Source organism: Enterococcus termitis, from assembly GCF_001730305.1.
GTDB lineage: Bacteria > Bacillota > Bacilli > Lactobacillales > Enterococcaceae > Enterococcus_L > Enterococcus_L termitis.
The window spans coordinates 1-16,457 of sequence record NZ_MIJY01000011.1; the positions used below are offsets into that span (position 1 = coordinate 1).

Sequence of the window (16,457 nt, forward strand, 5' to 3'; positions counted from 1 at the left end):
AAAAAATCGGTTGTTGCGACCGTTCATTTATTAGTACGTATTATTTATCGGATGTTTTCCGATCAGTCCCGTTATAATGAACTTGGAGGAAGTTATTTACAAAATAGAAAGAACACTCTAACGGATAGCTGTTAAAGTGTTCTAGACCAAATTTGGCTAACTACGGTTTTAGTAGGAGGTAGCCTTTTTTTGTTTTTTTACCGTTTTAGTTTTCGTATAAAGCGTTTAGCTCCAAGAAATAAGCCTAAATTCACGAAAATTGCTCTTCAAATTTTTGTGAATTCAGGCTTATTTCCGAAGGAGCTGCTTTTTTATCGCCGTTTATTCGGGTTTAGAGAGCGAAACAAAACAGATTTTTAGTTTTGTCCCGCTCTCCTCGCTGTTTATTCGGATATAGCCCCTTGAGCTAAACTAACTTTTAGTTTTATCAAAGAAGCTTTTTATTCATCATCTACAGAATGATAATGATGTTTATATTTTTCTCTAAATTCTTTAGGTGTCAGATCATTCATTTTTTTGAAGAGTTGTGAGAAATAGGTACTGTTGTTAAATCCGATTTGATCGGCAATTTCATTGACGTTATCCTCTGTATACAATAATAAATTCTGTGCTTTCTTCATCCGGTATTGGTTCAAATATTGAGAAAAACTTTTTTTCGTTTCTTTTTTAAATAGCTGCCCCAAATACATGACGTTTAGATGCAGTGACTGAGCAACTGACTTCAATGTGATATCTGTCGCATAGTTGGCACGAATGCTATCGATCACCTTTTGCACATTTTCTGAATAATCATAGGTAAATTTTTCTCTAGTGATTTCTTTGATTGTAGACGTTAGGATCTCACAGAGCTTATCTGCGTTTGAAGAGTGATTGATATCATCTAGAATTTGCTGATACTCCTCTTCATCTATATGATTAAACCGCCGATAAATATCCATAAACAACATAAATGTAATGTGACGAACATCTTCTGGACGAGCACCTATTTTTTGCGTTTTAGTGAAAATTTCGGTGATCGTTTCTTCTATAGTTGGAAAATCCCCTACCATCAAGGTTTTATTGAAATTAATAATATCTGTAGATAAATCAAAATCATCAGAGAAAACAGCATATAAAATATTGCTGCCACTTCTTTCATAAAACTTATGACGCTGCAGTGTTTGATTAGCTTTTTCAAAACTATCGGGTACATCCTCCCAGTCGCTGACGGTTTCTCCTATACTTAGCAACCAGTCACCGGTTTCACTCTCCAGCAGAGGATTTGTCATTAGTAATTGATTCAGCTGATACTTACTCCCTCTAAAAATATGTATCAATAAACTTTTATCGCCTAGATTACGTGAAAAATACAACGCCTGTTGCTGCTGCTTTAGCCAAGAACCTAGTTCTTGTTTTCTTTCACGAGGAATCTCAAAGATTAGAGCTGTCCAATCTGCTTTTTCAGAATTATCAACGAATTGACTCAGCTCTTCATAATTACTGATTTCAATTTCTCCATTGACCCATTGAGACAACAGGATCTCGCTGTACATGCCTTCTCTCGTTTCTTGTAGATTACGGCTATCCAACCTTTTTTTAGCCTTCTTGACGCTTTTCAACAGCTCCAATTTATCTACTGGCTTCATCAGATAATTGATCGCTCCCAGTTGTAAGCCACCCTTCAAAAAATCAAATTTCTGATATCCTGATAAAATCATAAATTCAAATTGGCAAGCCTCTTTTTGCGCTGCCTCAATAAATTCAAGCCCTGTCATTTCCGGCATCGTAATATCAGTAATCACCAAATCGATTTCTTCTGATTCCATCAAGGCCAAAGCTTCTTTCGCATTTCTGGCAGTAGCTTTGATCGAAAAGCCTTCTTCTTCCCAAGAAATGATTCTCTTTAACCCATTGACAATCATATATTCATCATCGACTAGTAAAACATTATAGCTCATTTTTTTGCTCCTTTTCGAATGACAAAATAATAGTCAGCCCATTTACTTCATTTGACTTGATCTGCATCAAAAATGTTGGACTAAAATACGCACGCAACCGCTCATTGACATTTTGCAAACCGATTGAATCATGTAATTCGATTTCTTGTTGGTTCAATTTTGATTGGATCACAGCTAACTTTTGCGCTGATATTCCCTTCCCATTGTCACGAATCATAATTTCCACACGAGCTCCGATCAACTGCGCTTTCACACTGATCGCATTATCATTGCGAGAAAAATCGATTCCATGGACAAAATAATTTTCAATCAACGGCTGGATTGAAAACTTAGGCAGAACGAGTGTTTTCAACGCATCATCGATTTCAAAATGATAAGCAACCCGATCAGGATACCTCATTTGATACAAGTAAACATACTTCTCACAAAAGCTCAATTCTTTTTCTAACGTAGTTGTTTTCGCCTGGTCTGTATTATTTCTTAATAGCGTAGAAAAAGCATAGACAACATCTGCCAGCTCTTCGCTTCCTTCACTTAATGCGTACATTCGTATATATTCCAATGTATTGTATAAAAAGTGTGGGCTGATTTGCGATTGTAATGCTCTCATGTGAGCATCCTGTTGTTTGATTTCTAATTTGTAGATATCAGAAATGTACTGCTCGATATTATCCAGCATTGTGTTGATTCCTTTTGATAGCTCTTTTAATTCAAATTGAGTAGCTTGTTCATCAATCCGCGTATTTACATCCCCTTGTGTAACAAGCGCCATCGAATCCATAATGATATCTACTTGCTGTGAATACTTTGTAAACGTATGGTAGAGCAAATACAAAAGAATCAAAATCAGCACTCCGCCTCCCAGCATTAAAATGCGCAAATCAAGCAAGACAGTCTTAATGATCGTCTCCTTTGAAATCGTCACTAAAATGTTAAAACCGCTCGGTGTCTCTAAATGCGCTAATAAATTATTTTCTGTCAGCGACTGAATCGGCAATGCCGACGTTTTTTTCATTTGCTGTTGGATCAGCTGTTGATCGCTTTTATCCGTAATCTCAGTGTAAGCCAAAAGCGGGTAGCCTGTATTCGAAAATACATACGCTGACAATCCATTAAATGTGGTTAAATGAATCAGACTGTCAATAATGTCCTGCTTGGAAAACGCCAAGTAAAAACTGCCTAGAACCTCTGATGTCACTGGATTAATGATGGGATAGGATAAATAAAATGTATTATCCAGACTTGGTGTACCTGCATCTTTTTTCCCGCTTTTATTTTCAGCAGTGGACAAGTAATAGCCATCATAATTATTTAAAACAATAATGATCGATTCAATGTTGTCATACATCGTATAAAAGTTTTTGACTTGACTAGGTAAAAATAAATAGTTCCCCGTTTTCAACTGCTGGTCATAAGAATAATCCAAATAATCGGAAATCGAAGAATCCATATAACTGTTTAAGCTATTGATCTTATCTTGATTATCTGTCAATCCATTCAAAATGGTTTTTCCTTGTAAATTTTTGTCATTGATCGATTGATTGATCATATCGACCGCTTCTTGAGTTGTTGTTTCACCCCTGCCCATCGACTGCCAATAGGTATTCAGTCCGATACTGACCATACCTACTAAAATCAAAGAGACAAGAATCAGTGCATAGTTTTTCAGCAGGCGGTTCAATAACGTTTTTTTATAAATAGCCAGAGGTGGTCTTTTACGCATAAGCCTCTAAGCGCTGGTCGATCGTTTGGCGCCATGATTTAGTTGCTGTAAAGCTCCAAATTTGAATCATAGAAAATGTTCCAAATAGAAACAGTCCTTTGTATTTCCAAGTGATCAACAAAATCAAACTAATACCGATCGCGATTTTCAAAAGATTCATAAAACTGGATAGCGTTGAAATAACAGCTAGCTTTATTAAATTAAACAAGCTGATCTCATAATAACTATCCAATAATAACGTATATTGAAAAGTAACTAGCGCATAAATCATTCCAAAAACTAAAATAAAATCAATGACCAAAAAGAGCAGACCTTGAATCTGTACAGATAAAAATAAATTGTATCCCAAAATCGTCAATACTATGCCCAAACCATAAAATAGCAAATTCCCCCTAAGTAGATTCTGTTTAAAACTGCTCCAACCTTCTTTTAAAGTGATTTCCTTATAATGAAATTCATGGCGAACAAACAATTCATTAACTGTCTTAAAGGCTGGTCCGACACCCAAAATAAGCAACCCACAACAGCTAAACAGCCAGAAGAACAGATTTAATTTTATAATCACCCATATTTTGATAAATAATGTTTCTAATGCTTTTCCGACCATCTTCTCCGCTCCTTCTCTTCTACTATAATAAATAACTCTTACAATTATGCCAACTAAAAGACCATATCGTATATAAGATACGCATTTTTATTGTCGTTCATTTTTAAAAGAACCAAGTAACGACGATAAATTATCGAAATCACTTGGTTCTCTGTCCGCACAAGCTCTATTTTTTCAAGAACTCATCGTATTGTTTTTGCATTTCAGTTTGGACTTTTTCATATCCAGCATTGTCCAATGCTTCTTTTAATTTTGGAATCGTTACTTCTGGATCGACCGTTCCCGTATTTAAACCATCTAGATACTGACTCATCACGTTAGCGATATTACTTAGTTCTGTTTTCACGCTTGTTGTAACAAAGTTAAAGCCCAAGATCGGTGATGTTTCAGCTTCAGCGATAGATTCATCACGTTTTTTGATCATTTCATCTGTAATTGTATCTTGGGTGTATAAAATCTTATTGTTGCCTGTATTCCATGCAGATAGATGTGTATTTGGTTTATAGCCATCCAATAGTTTGATCTTATCCTCTTTATCAGGAATTTTTTCCCAAGCTTCCCCTTCGATTCCCCAAACTAAGCCATTTAGCAATTCTGGATCACTATTTATTTCACCTAAAACTTCCACTGCTTTTTCTTTATTTTTAGACGTATTTGACACAACAAAATTTGCCATTTGTGCTTGAGCTGTAGATTTCAATGGTGTCGTAAATGCTTTTGAAACAAGCTCTTGACCCGCAGCGTTACTTAAAATCGTGTCACCATAATCATAAGGCCCTTGCGTTTCTTGGCGGATGAACCACGTATTCCCTTCTAATGGAAACTCTGTATTACTTGTAGCAGCGTCCGAAGGGATATATCCTGCTTTGTACCATTTGTTCATTGTTTTCAGCACTTCAACAAAATCTTTATTTTCATATTGATTGATGATTTTACTTGTGTCTCCATTCAAATCAACAGCAAACGGATAGCCGTTACCAATCGGAAAATCAAAATTACCTTGCGCTTTAAACCCTTGCCCAATCGCAAATGCAGCAATATTTGGCTCTTTTTCATGGAATGTCTTCAAAACACTTTCGGCATCTTCATAGGATTCGATATCATCAATCGACAGGTCATATTTGTCCAAGTATTGCTTATTAAAAGTCAAAACTTGTTGGGAATAAACATTGCCGTTTACAGGGAACGCATACAGTTTCCCATCTACTAAATTCCCTTTAATATACGCTTCATCTAATTGATCATACGCATCTTTCACAAATTTAGGAGCCAATTCTGTTAGATCAGCAAATGCCCCTTTTTGTGCATTCGGTACATAGTTATCAGCAAATGCAATATCGTAATTTTCACCAGAAGATACAATTACACTCATTTTCTTTTCATAGTCGCCCCAGCCAATATACTGAATATTCAACTTAGCTCCTGTTTTCTCTTCTAGACGCTTATTTGCCACGTCCATTAGCGCATCATAATTTTCTGGTTTATCGCCGATTTGATACATCAATAAAGTATTTTCATCTGATTTATTGCTGCTGCTCGCTGTCTTATCCTTGCTGCCGCCACATGCCGTCAAAGCACCTAAAAGAACAACTGCAGTGCTCAATCCGACTACTTTTTTCCACGTTTTCATCTTTGTTCCTCCCAATTTATATGTTTTATTCTTTGACTCCGCCTATTGTCAAACCTTTTACAAAATATTTTTGGAAAAATGGATAACTCACCGCAATCGGTAAGGTAGAGATTACAACGATCGCCATTCGAGCTGATTCCCCTGGAATTGCCGCCATCCCACCAGACAACTGACTGCTAGCACCTGCATTTTGAGTTAAATATTGAATATTATTTTGAATCTTCATCAATAAATACTGTAAAGGTACTAAGCTATCTTTTTGAATATACAATAACGCATTGAACCAGTCATTCCAATAACCTAACGCCGCAAACAAACTAATTGTTGCGATCCCCGGAACAGCTAACGGCAACACAATTTGCACAAAAATCCGCAATTCTGATGCCCCATCGATCCGAGCTGATTCAATGATCGAATCTGAAACGGAACGTTTGAAAAATGTTCGCATCACAATAATATTAAACGGGCTGACTGCCATCGGCAAGATCAACGCCCAAATCGTATCCTTCAATTGTAGTAAGTTCGTCATGACCAAATAATTTGCTACCATCCCTGGTGAAAACAACATCGTAATCAAACAAAAAACGGTAAAGAAACGACGAAATGGAAAATTAGATCTAGAAATCACATATGCATACAAGGAAGTCGCTGTACTATTGATCACTGTTCCCAAAACAGTCACTAACACCGTCACCATCAAGGCCTGAATAATTTTTTCATTCATCTGTCCAAATAAATACGTATAACCAAAAAAACTAAATTCTTTCGGCCAAAAACTATATCCATAAGTGGCTAATGCTGTTTCATTCGTAAATGAAATCGCCACAACGAATAAAAATGGCAAGACACAAGAAAGAGCAAAAACAGCAATCAACAGATTGAAAAACAGGTTGACCGGTTTATTAAACGAACGAATTTCTACTTTTGAAACGGGCTTTTTCCTCAATGTTTTCACTCCTCCTTAGAATAATGCCGATTCATTGTCAAATCGACGAACGATTCCATTCGTAACCATCAGCAAAACAAAGCCGACAGTCGATTGATATAACCCAGCTGCTGCGGTCATTCCGATATCTCCTGTTGCAGTCAGTCCATTAAAAATATACGTATCTAAAACAGACGTAACCTCATACAATGAACCCGAATTTCGTGGCACATTATAAAACAGCCCAAAGTCGGCTCTAAAAATATTTCCTACAGCCAAAATCGTCATAATCGTCATCAATGGTAATAATTGTGGAATCGTAACATTTTTTATCTGCTGCCATTTACTGGCTCCATCCACCATTGCAGCTTCATAATACGTAGGATCGATCCCCATGACCGAAGCAAAATAAATGATACTGTTATAGCCGATTCCTTTCCACGTGCCAATAAAGACTAAAATAAACGGCCAAAATTTAGGCTCGCTGTACCAATTGATTGGCGTTCCACCACGACTTACAATCCATTGATTGAACATCCCTTTATCCGGACTTAAAAAGGCATAAACAAAATATCCGATAATTACCCATGATAAAAAGTACGGCAGCAATGACATCGTTTGATACACTTTCACCAAACGTTTATTCCGTAATTCACTCATCACGATTGCAAAAAATACAGAAATGACAAGGTTCAAAGTAATAAAGGTCACGTTGTACAACACTGTATTTTTCGTAATCAAAAAGGCATCATTGGAAGAAAATAAAAATTTGAAGTTCTCAAAACCAACCCAAGGACTCTCCTTTAAACTAGCGATAAAACCATCTGGGGAAATATGGAAGTCTTTGAACGCCACGACATTGGTCAACACTGGAATATAAAAGAAAAAAATCATCCAAACCATCGCTGGAATCGCCATTAAAATCAGTGCTTTATAACGCCAAATATTCGAAAAGAAAACCGCTCGTTTTGACTTTCTTCTCATCAGCTCAACTCCTTTCTTCAATTTGTTTCACATTCGAATTATAGCGCTTTCAAACTAAAATAAGAATAAACAAAATATAGTTATTCTTATAAAAAATATAGATAGCATTTAGGCAAATAAACACCAAAACCTATCAAAACTGCAGCATTCCCGGAAATGTCCTTGTTGTTTTACTGGAATATCTCCAAACAACGAATGCTTTGATGAAAATCACTTTTAACCATTAAAATCGTTGTCATCACTGTTTTTAAATCAAGGCATACAAATAAGCCTAGGCTCTACCAATCGATCTGGCGGAGCCTAAGCTTGCTTTTTTAGTCTTTGACCAATGTAAACACTAAAATCAATTATTCCTTCACACTTTTCAAGATATAATAACCCTTGTCCTTTGTGACAATTTCTACATTGCCAAAGACTTCGTTCATTTTTTTCTCTGCACTAGGTGCTCCCTGCTTCTTCTGAATGACTACAGTTAATGTACCTCCTGTGACAAGCAGTGAATGGGCTTCACTTAAAATCTCATGCACGACTTTTTTCCCTGCACGAATCGGCGGATTACTAATGATTGCAGCATATTGTTGTTCATGAACGTCGGCATAAATATTTGATGTATGGATATCGACATTTTCTATCTGGTTTTTCTTTGCATTTTCTTGCGCTAACGCCACTGCTCGTTGATTGACGTCGATCATCTCAACTGTTCTACCGCTTAATGAAGCCAACGTTAAGCCAATTGGACCATAGCCGCAGCCAACGTCTAACATCTTGCCCTCCTGCAATTCTTCCCAGTCAAAAGCATCGATCAATACACGAGAACCATAATCCACTGTATTGCGTGAAAATACTCCGCTATCAGTCAAAAACTGGAACTTCTTCCCTCTTAATTCAAACGACCACTGCTCTAAGTCATGAGCAAGATCTGGATTTTCTGTATAATAATGATTTCCCATTTTCTTCTTCCTAACTATTATCTTTTGTCATCAGTCTACCTTTTATTTCACGAACAATCAAGGCAGCAAGTAAGTCATAGCCGGTTTTAGAAAAGTGTAGTCCGTCTGCCTGTAAAAATTCATCTGTTCCTGGATAAGCTACCATTGCTTTATAGACATCAATCACGGGAAGCTCGTACTTTGCACCGATCACTTTTACACGTTCAGCATATTCACGAATGCGATCATCGTCTCGATTCGGTTTTCTCCCACAATCCACATAAGGCGGTGTAAGTAAAATCACTTTTTCTTTGCCGATTTCAGCGATCATTGTTTCGATATTTTCTGCATATTTTTCTAAAGAAACTAAGTTATCGCTATTTGTGTCATTGGCTCCAAAAAAGATCGTTACGATATCCGCTTGTTCTGCCAGTACTTCTTTTTCTAAACGCTTCATTGCATCTTGTGTCGTATCGCCCGGCATTCCAGCGTTGACGATCATGACTTCTTCATAGTTTTGCGCTGCCAAATCTTCTGTGATCAGATTTTGCAGAATAGGCGTGATGGCTTCTTCACCATATCCTGCTGTGATACTATCTCCAAATAAAACAATTTTTTTCATCAAGTATTTTCCTTTCTCGGCTCATTTTCTTTATTTATCATACCATTGAATAGCTAATTTCGCTGAAAGAAAGAATGATTTCAGCTCTCTATGTATACAGCTCAAAAGAAAATTTTTTTACTCCTTTAAAACATACTATTTCATATCTAAAAAGCTAATAAAAAACCAACTAATTGTTATAATAACATTGAAAAGAATATCTTTACATTATACAATCTAATTAAGTACATATCTAAACTAGTCAAAAAATATAATAAGAATCGCGGTAGAAGAGATGAATATGAACAACAAGAAGCTGAAATTAATAGGACTAACCTCATTACTATCCTTACTGATACTTACTGGTTGCCAAAAGACAACTACTCTAAAAACAAAAGAATACGACTTAGCCATTATTGATTCAAAAAATATCACAACTTTTAAAGAAAAAGATAATCAGTTAGAAAAAGTGGAACAACTTAAACGAACAGATGGACATCTAAATTTGTGGCGCACTGACTTTTGGGAAATGAATAATTCTTATTATACTAAAACATCCGAAAGTCCCAAATTAGAAGTTTTTCTGTCAAAAATTGGCAGTGATTTATCAATTGACCTCGCCAAAGCCGAAGGAAACGATGCTTATACTTCAAACGTGGATGGAGAGTTTTTTTATACAACTGCTTGTTTTAGTGATCGAACAGAATTCTATAAATATGATAAAAACTTGAAACTTCAGCTAAAGAAAGAACTCCGGAAAAAGGAAAGTATCCTAACCAATCAACTAATTCCTCTAGGAGATTATCTTTATGTTTTATGTGGCTATACTAATCCTGACGATGGAGCAAGTAAAAATATGTTAGTGAAAATGACGAAGGAATTTGAAGAGGTTGAAGAAACAGACTTAGGTGATGAAACAAGTGCATACATGAGAATGGTTGAATTTAAAAATAAACTTTATATGACAGAAGCCAATATTGGCATGGGTGCAAATGGTGAACCAGGAGAAGCAAATCGAGTACTTGTATATGATCTAGCAACAAAAAATAAAGAGTATCTCACTTTGACTTATCCTTACCCGATGGAAATCTATGTTGACGAGCAAAACGAAAACCTGATTATTCGTCACTATGAATTATATGTAAAAAGCTATACATGGACCGTTTATAATTTGAAAGAGCAATCAGAATCGTTTATTCATTTTCCTGAATATGAAAAATTAGAACAAGAAAAACATATAAATCCTCCATTTTTCACTCAAAATAGTGGGCTTTATTATTTCATGTTCGATGATCAGCTCACGAAATATGATCCTAAGACGAATACATCAACAAAACTTGACTTATCTTCTTTTGATTTAGAAGAGACTAGTGCACTGATTATAAATAAATAAAAATAACCAATAAAACTCTACTTTAACAACTCAGTAGGGTTTTGTTGTTTTATGAAAGATGCTATAATGGGCAAAGAACGAAATGCTGGCTTTGGTGGAGGAACCGATGGACGATAAAATGAATTATTACCCCATTTCACGGAAGGAATGGCAGGGCTTCTATCATAACGGCAAAGCGCCGCTGACAGAAGAAGAATTAGAAGATATTAAAGGCTTCAATGATCAAATTTCATTGCAGGATGTGCAGGACATTTACGTGCCACTGACGCATCTGATTCATTTGTATATGAAAGAATTTGAGTCTTTGACTGTTAGCAAAGGGCTATTTTTGCATGAATATGTACCTGTACCGCCTTTTATCATCGGGATCGCTGGTAGTGTGGCTGTTGGGAAAAGTACCACCGCCCGCTTGCTACAGCTGATTTTATCCAGAACCTTTAAACGCCGCAATGTCCAACTGATCACAACGGACGGCTTTTTATATCCAAATAAAGTATTAGAAGCTAAGGGCATTATGGATCGAAAAGGATTTCCTGAAAGCTATGACATGGAAAAGTTGATCGACTTTTTAAATCAAGTCAAAAACGGCCAAGAGGAAATCAAAGCACCACTTTATTCGCACAGTGTTTATGATATTATCGAAGGCGAATATGAAGTGATTCAACAGCCGGATATTCTGATCGTTGAAGGAATCAACACACTGCAACTACCTGCCAACCAGCAGATATATGTCAGTGACTTCTTCGACTTTTCAGTTTTTATCGATGCTGATTCAAAACTGATTGAAAAATGGTACCTTGAACGATTTGGCGCCTTACTCGATACCGCCTTTCTTGATCCTGATAATTACTATTATCAATATGCGATCGGAGACCGTGACGAAGCCTTTGCGATGGCCAAGGAAGTCTGGAAAAATATCAATCTGAAAAACTTAGAGGAATATATCTTGCCAACACGAGGCAGAGCGGATATTATACTTCATAAGACTGAAAATCATATCATTGATGAGATCTTTATGCGGAAATACTAAGAAAAGCGGAATGAAGCGTTTAATCCGCATGAAACCGAGTAGGTACCTTTCTACATCAACTCATTTCATTCATTGTGTATCAAGGCAATTAGGAATCTGAAAGTGGAACGCTTTTTGTTCCAGTTGAAGATTGTCTATTTTCCTTGTGGATTGCTTCATGGAGCTAGATCACAAAGTATCACTTAACTTGATTCTAAAGGGGTCAGAATTTTCCTAACGGAAAATTCTCCATAAACGGTGTAAAAAGAGCAGGTTCTTTGCTTTGAAACACAAGAGCCTAGCGATTTGATGTTGAAAAGTACAAGACGCAACATTTGCGTGTTGTTCCTTCTTGGCTCGAACCTAAACGCTTTTTTTACAGCCTCTTATTAGATAAATCTAAATGGATAGGGGTAATAAATGTGACCAATGTTGCCGATTTGACAACTGTCGAAAAAATTATTGTTTTAGACTTTGGTAGTCAATATAACCAATTGATTACTCGACGTATTCGTGAATTTGGCGTGTTCTCAGAATTATTGAGCCACCGAATCACAGCGGATGAAATTCGCGAAATGGCACCAAAAGGAATTATTTTCTCTGGTGGCCCAAATAGTGTTTATGATGAAAATGCGTTTAGTATCGATCCTGAAATTTATGAATTAGGCATTCCAATTCTAGGGATTTGTTACGGTATGCAACTAATGATGCATAATTTAGGTGGAAAAGTTGAGCCTGCTGGCAACCGTGAATACGGCAAGTCAGAGCTATCACTTTTGATTCCTGATTCGCCTATTTTTAAAGGAACACCTGAAAAACAAATCGCTTGGATGAGTCATGGTGACCTAGTCGCTGCTATCCCTGATAGCTTTGAAACTGTCGCAACTAGTGCAGATTGTCCGTTTGCAGCTGTTCAAGATACAGCTCGCAACCTTTACGGTGTGCAATTCCATCCAGAAGTTCGTCACTCTGAATATGGGAATGACTTATTACGTCACTTTACTTTTGATATTTGTCATTGCGAAGGCGACTGGACAATGGGCAACTTCATCGAAATGGAAATCAATAAAATCCGTGAACAAGTTGGCGATAAAAAAGTCCTTCTTGGTCTTTCAGGCGGCGTGGATTCAAGCGTTGTTGGTGTGCTTTTACAAAAAGCGATCGGCGATCAATTAACGTGTATCTTTGTGGATCATGGTTTATTGCGTAAAGGTGAAGCAGAACAAGTAATGGATAGTTTAGCTGGTAAATTCGGCTTAAACATCATTAAAGTAGATGCGAAAAAACGCTTCTTAGATAAATTAGCTGGCGTTTCTGATCCAGAAGAAAAGCGTAAAATCATTGGAAATGAATTTGTTTATGTTTTCGATGACGAAGCGACAAAACTTGATGGTATCGACTTCCTAGCACAAGGAACTCTTTATACAGATATCGTAGAAAGCGGCACTGAAACAGCGCAAACAATCAAATCTCACCATAACGTGGGCGGATTGCCGGAAGATATGCAATTTGAATTGATCGAACCGTTAAATACTCTATTTAAAGATGAAGTTCGTGCTTTAGGGATCGAATTAGGCATGCCGGAAGCACTTGTTTGGCGCCAACCATTCCCGGGTCCTGGTTTAGGGATTCGTGTACTTGGTGAAATTACTGAAGATAAATTAGAAATCGTGCGTAACTCTGATGCGATTTTACGTGAAGAGATCGCCAATGCTGGTTTAGATCGTGATATTTGGCAGTACTTTACTGTGTTACCTGGCATCCGTAGTGTGGGTGTGATGGGTGATGGTCGTACGTATGATTATACTGTGGGCATTCGTGCAGTAACTTCGATTGATGGAATGACAGCTGATTTTGCTAGAATTCCTTGGGATGTGTTGCAGAAGATTTCTGTGCGGATCGTGAATGAAGTGGATCATGTGAATCGGATTGTTTATGATATTACGAGTAAGCCACCTGCTACTGTTGAGTGGGAATAAAGAGCCAACATAATAAGGATGGGGAATGCCGATAAATCAACGTTTTTCAACTTATGAAATGCTTGATTTTCATTGAAAATGATATGGTTCCCTACCATTTTCCATAACAAAATAACGTTTGGAAAAAGTAGACCTCATCAAATAAGATGGGGTCTACTTTTAATTTTAAAATACTTTTGAATAAGAGGAGAAGAATTATGAGTACACAAGAATATCGACTGTTTGAAGATCATATTATTTCACAATTTCCAGTTAATAGCTGTATTTTCTACCAAGGAAAGGAGTATGTGGTATCTATTTCGGGAAAACCAACTCCGCAAGGTATTAGTGGTGAATGTAAAACTGATGTCTATATACTTTTAGTCAACCCCAAGGATACAAATGACAGTGTAGAACTTAAAATTTCCTGCAAACTTTCGTCTTCAAATGAATTTCAGGAAAATAAATTAACAGAGTTACGTGCTTTTGATTATTTTGGAGAAGATGCTAAACGAATCCTAGAAACAGCAACTAAAAATTTGCAAAATATTTTCGAGAATGATATTATTGATAGCCCCACTGGGATTGGTAGCAAAAAAGGAGGCTACTTGACGTTAGGTTGGTTAGTGGACATTACAACAAAATGGAGAAGAAAATCTGAACCTTTTATAATGACAGAAAAAGAAATTCGTGATTTGGTTTATATAGGCAGAGGATTGCCTGATAGTAAAAAAAATGCAATTGTCTGTGGAGTTGTAATTCCTGATTCTGGTTTGGCTAATATGATGCTTGTCTCAGAAAGAAAGGATATTTCATCATATAATGATGTTTTAAAACAATTGATACCTATAGAGAGCTATCCAATCAAAGAACATTTTATTATATTAAAAGCAATAAACTTTTTTCCCGGGGCATTAAAATATCAAGGCATTAATCCGTACGACGGAAATCGTCCCTTTGCTGTAAGAGTGCACTGGGATTATGATGAATTGACAGATAGTTTGGTCAGTACACTAGATTATGCTGACCCTTTGAAAACTAATGGAATGGCAATGCTATGTATGAAGAAGCTAAACTCGCATTCTCTAAACTTTCACCTGAAAAACAATCTAAATATATTTTAAAAGAGTCTTATCTTGAGAAACATAATATAATTCCTATATGATCTAAGTAAATTCTTTAGATCAAAATTATTCGGATTCAATTACATTTTTTTATCATAAAAAAAAGAAAAAAACTGGCCTTTTTAGCGTATTTTTGTTATAGTAGCTCTAATAGATTTTATTGGCTATAATAACATCAGAGGGGGAAAATAATGTCTACTACTCAAGCAAAAAACAACGTAACTTATAAAGATAAAAACCAACGTTCTAGAGGGAAGTTCAAGCCTGCATTAAATCTATCTAACGATGAAGTAAAATCTGTTTTAATGAAAAAAATAGAAGAGGAAACAAGTAAAATTATTGAAAGCGAAGAGGATTTTCAATTAATTCAAAATGTTAATGCTCGTAAAGATAAAATTAATGTTGTATCTCTTTTTTCTGGAGCTGGAGGACTTGATTTGGGAACCGAGCTTGCTGGATTAGTTTCTACTTTAGGATATGATAATGCCATGTCAGCTTTTAATAGTGATAAAAAAACATATGATAAGATTAGGAAAAACAGTATTTTCCATACAATATATACAAATGATATGTTTAAAGAGGCCAATGAAACCTATAGATTAAATTTTAGTGATAGTATTTTACAACACCAAAAAGATATAAAAAAAGTTGCCCATTTCCCAGAAAATACTTTGATGATTGGTGGGTTTCCTTGCCCTGGTTTTAGCGAAGCAGGACCTCGATTGATTGATGATGAAAGAAACTTTCTTTATATACACTTTATCCGAGCCCTAATTCAAACACAACCTGCATTCTTCGTTGCTGAGAATGTTAAAGGTATGATGACACTTGGAAAAGGTGAGGTTTTAAAACAAATTATTGAAGATTTTGCTAGCGCAGGATATACAGTAACACCACATTTAGTTAATGCACGTGATTATGGTGTTCCTCAAGCAAGGGAACGTGTCTTTTTAATTGGTGTTCATAAAGAAAAAATTGAACAAAAATATGGGTATCATTACGAGTTACCTCAACCTACTCATGGAGATCCAAATGAATTAAGCCTCTTTACTAATATTTTACCTTGGGCAACATTAAGAGATGCAATTAGCGATTTGAAAAATAACCCTGGAGAGTATTTTGAAGGTTCTTATAGTACGATTTATATGTCACGCAATAGAAAAAAATCTTGGGATGATCAAAGCTTCACCATTCAAGCTAGTGGTAGACAAGCACCACAACATCCTGACGGGTTTCCTATGGAAAAGATTGGTCATAATAAATGGATTTTTCATGGTGAAAACCGACGTCTCTCAATTAAGGAAATCAGTAGGATTCAAACTTTTCCAGATTGGTTCAAATTTAGTTCAGGTTCGTCACTAGGAAAAACAGGTAGAGAAATAAGTAGAAATGCACAAATTGATAAGGTTTATAAGCAGATTGGTAATGCAGTACCTGTTCTACTAGCTCAGGCAATTATTCAACCTATTGCAGATTTTTTAACTGAGAATTTTATGGACGTAACCAAATAATTATTTTTATTGTCAAAAAGTATGCTGACTCAACTTTATTGACTTAAAACATATAGATGTATGGTGTTAAAAAAACAAAAACAAGTAGAGTTTAAATACTCTGCTTGTTTTTCTCAATAACTACAA

At 36.1% G+C, this 16,457-nt stretch carries 13 protein-coding genes; 5 read left to right on the forward strand and 8 right to left on the reverse strand.

Features of this window, described 5'->3' with window-relative positions; genetic code table 11:
* Nucleotides 1-440 precede the first annotated feature (440 nt).
* The 8 genes from BCR25_RS07140 to BCR25_RS07175 form a co-directional block, all read right to left on the reverse strand.
* Nucleotides 441-1,937, reverse strand: a complete 1,497-nt coding sequence (locus BCR25_RS07140) for a response regulator transcription factor (protein ID WP_069662937.1) — start codon at nt 1,935-1,937, stop codon at nt 441-443.
* On the reverse strand, nt 1,927-3,660 hold the full coding sequence (locus BCR25_RS07145; RefSeq protein ID WP_069662938.1) for a sensor histidine kinase: 1,734 nt from the start codon (nt 3,658-3,660) through the stop codon (nt 1,927-1,929). Before BCR25_RS07145 ends, BCR25_RS07140 begins: the two co-directional genes overlap by 11 nt.
* Nucleotides 3,653-4,267: a YesL family protein gene (locus BCR25_RS07150; protein WP_069662939.1), complete on the reverse strand. Its 615-nt coding sequence runs from the start codon at nt 4,265-4,267 to the stop codon at nt 3,653-3,655. Before BCR25_RS07150 ends, BCR25_RS07145 begins: the two co-directional genes overlap by 8 nt.
* 166 nt (nt 4,268-4,433) lie before the next feature.
* Nucleotides 4,434-5,897: an ABC transporter substrate-binding protein gene (locus BCR25_RS07155; protein ID WP_069662940.1), complete on the reverse strand. Its 1,464-nt coding sequence runs from the start codon at nt 5,895-5,897 to the stop codon at nt 4,434-4,436.
* Nucleotides 5,898-5,922: 25 nt separating this feature from the next.
* Nucleotides 5,923-6,843 (reverse strand): carbohydrate ABC transporter permease, encoded by a 921-nt coding sequence (locus tag BCR25_RS07160; RefSeq protein ID WP_069662941.1) that lies wholly within the window; start codon nt 6,841-6,843, stop codon nt 5,923-5,925.
* A 15-nt stretch (nt 6,844-6,858) separates the two neighbouring features.
* Nucleotides 6,859-7,806, reverse strand: coding sequence for an ABC transporter permease (locus BCR25_RS07165; protein WP_069662942.1), 948 nt, complete (start codon nt 7,804-7,806; stop codon nt 6,859-6,861).
* 347 nt (nt 7,807-8,153) lie between these two features.
* Entirely contained in the window at nt 8,154-8,756 is a 603-nt protein-coding gene (locus BCR25_RS07170) for a class I SAM-dependent methyltransferase (protein WP_069662943.1), read from the reverse strand.
* A 10-nt stretch (nt 8,757-8,766) separates the two neighbouring features.
* Complete coding sequence (locus BCR25_RS07175; RefSeq protein WP_069662944.1) at nt 8,767-9,357, reverse strand: GDSL-type esterase/lipase family protein; 591 nt, start codon at nt 9,355-9,357, stop codon at nt 8,767-8,769.
* Between the two features lie 280 nt (nt 9,358-9,637).
* On the opposite strand from BCR25_RS07175, the gene BCR25_RS07180 reads away from it, so the two are divergent.
* The 5 genes from BCR25_RS07180 to BCR25_RS07200 all read left to right on the forward strand — a co-directional run bounded on the left by BCR25_RS07180 (nt 9,638) and on the right by BCR25_RS07200 (nt 16,331).
* Nucleotides 9,638-10,729 (forward strand): hypothetical protein, encoded by a 1,092-nt coding sequence (locus tag BCR25_RS07180; protein WP_069662945.1) that lies wholly within the window; start codon nt 9,638-9,640, stop codon nt 10,727-10,729.
* Nucleotides 10,730-10,835: 106 nt separating this feature from the next.
* A complete protein-coding gene (gene coaA, locus BCR25_RS07185; RefSeq protein WP_069662946.1) occupies nt 10,836-11,759 on the forward strand; it encodes a type I pantothenate kinase in 924 nt (307 codons plus the stop codon).
* A gap of 401 nt (nt 11,760-12,160) precedes the next feature.
* Nucleotides 12,161-13,717, forward strand: coding sequence for a glutamine-hydrolyzing GMP synthase (gene guaA / locus BCR25_RS07190; RefSeq protein ID WP_069662947.1), 1,557 nt, complete (start codon nt 12,161-12,163; stop codon nt 13,715-13,717).
* Nucleotides 13,718-13,914: 197 nt separating this feature from the next.
* On the forward strand, nt 13,915-14,820 hold the full coding sequence (locus tag BCR25_RS07195) for a hypothetical protein (protein WP_069662948.1): 906 nt from the start codon (nt 13,915-13,917) through the stop codon (nt 14,818-14,820).
* Nucleotides 14,821-15,011: 191 nt separating this feature from the next.
* Nucleotides 15,012-16,331 carry a DNA cytosine methyltransferase gene (locus BCR25_RS07200; RefSeq protein ID WP_069662949.1) on the forward strand — a complete coding sequence of 440 codons (1,320 nt, stop codon included), beginning with the start codon at nt 15,012-15,014 and terminating at the stop codon, nt 16,329-16,331.
* The last annotated feature ends 126 nt before the right edge of the window (nt 16,332-16,457 follow it).

Bases quoted from the DNA above. Each gene is read 5' to 3' on its own strand.
- coaA (WP_069662946.1), top strand. From the start codon at position 10,836: ATGGACGATAAAATGAATTATTACCCCATTTCACGGAAGGAATGGCAG.
- BCR25_RS07180 (WP_069662945.1), top strand. From the start codon at position 9,638: ATGAACAACAAGAAGCTGAAATTAATAGGACTAACCTCATTACTATCC.
- BCR25_RS07195 (WP_069662948.1), top strand. From the start codon at position 13,915: ATGAGTACACAAGAATATCGACTGTTTGAAGATCATATTATTTCACAA.
- BCR25_RS07150 (WP_069662939.1), bottom strand. From the start codon at position 4,267: ATGGTCGGAAAAGCATTAGAAACATTATTTATCAAAATATGGGTGATT.
- BCR25_RS07155 (WP_069662940.1), bottom strand. From the start codon at position 5,897: ATGAAAACGTGGAAAAAAGTAGTCGGATTGAGCACTGCAGTTGTTCTT.
- BCR25_RS07145 (WP_069662938.1), bottom strand. From the start codon at position 3,660: ATGCGTAAAAGACCACCTCTGGCTATTTATAAAAAAACGTTATTGAAC.
- BCR25_RS07175 (WP_069662944.1), bottom strand. From the start codon at position 9,357: ATGAAAAAAATTGTTTTATTTGGAGATAGTATCACAGCAGGATATGGT.
- BCR25_RS07165 (WP_069662942.1), bottom strand. From the start codon at position 7,806: ATGAGAAGAAAGTCAAAACGAGCGGTTTTCTTTTCGAATATTTGGCGT.
- BCR25_RS07200 (WP_069662949.1), top strand. From the start codon at position 15,012: ATGTCTACTACTCAAGCAAAAAACAACGTAACTTATAAAGATAAAAAC.
- BCR25_RS07170 (WP_069662943.1), bottom strand. From the start codon at position 8,756: ATGGGAAATCATTATTATACAGAAAATCCAGATCTTGCTCATGACTTA.
- BCR25_RS07140 (WP_069662937.1), bottom strand. From the start codon at position 1,937: ATGAGCTATAATGTTTTACTAGTCGATGATGAATATATGATTGTCAAT.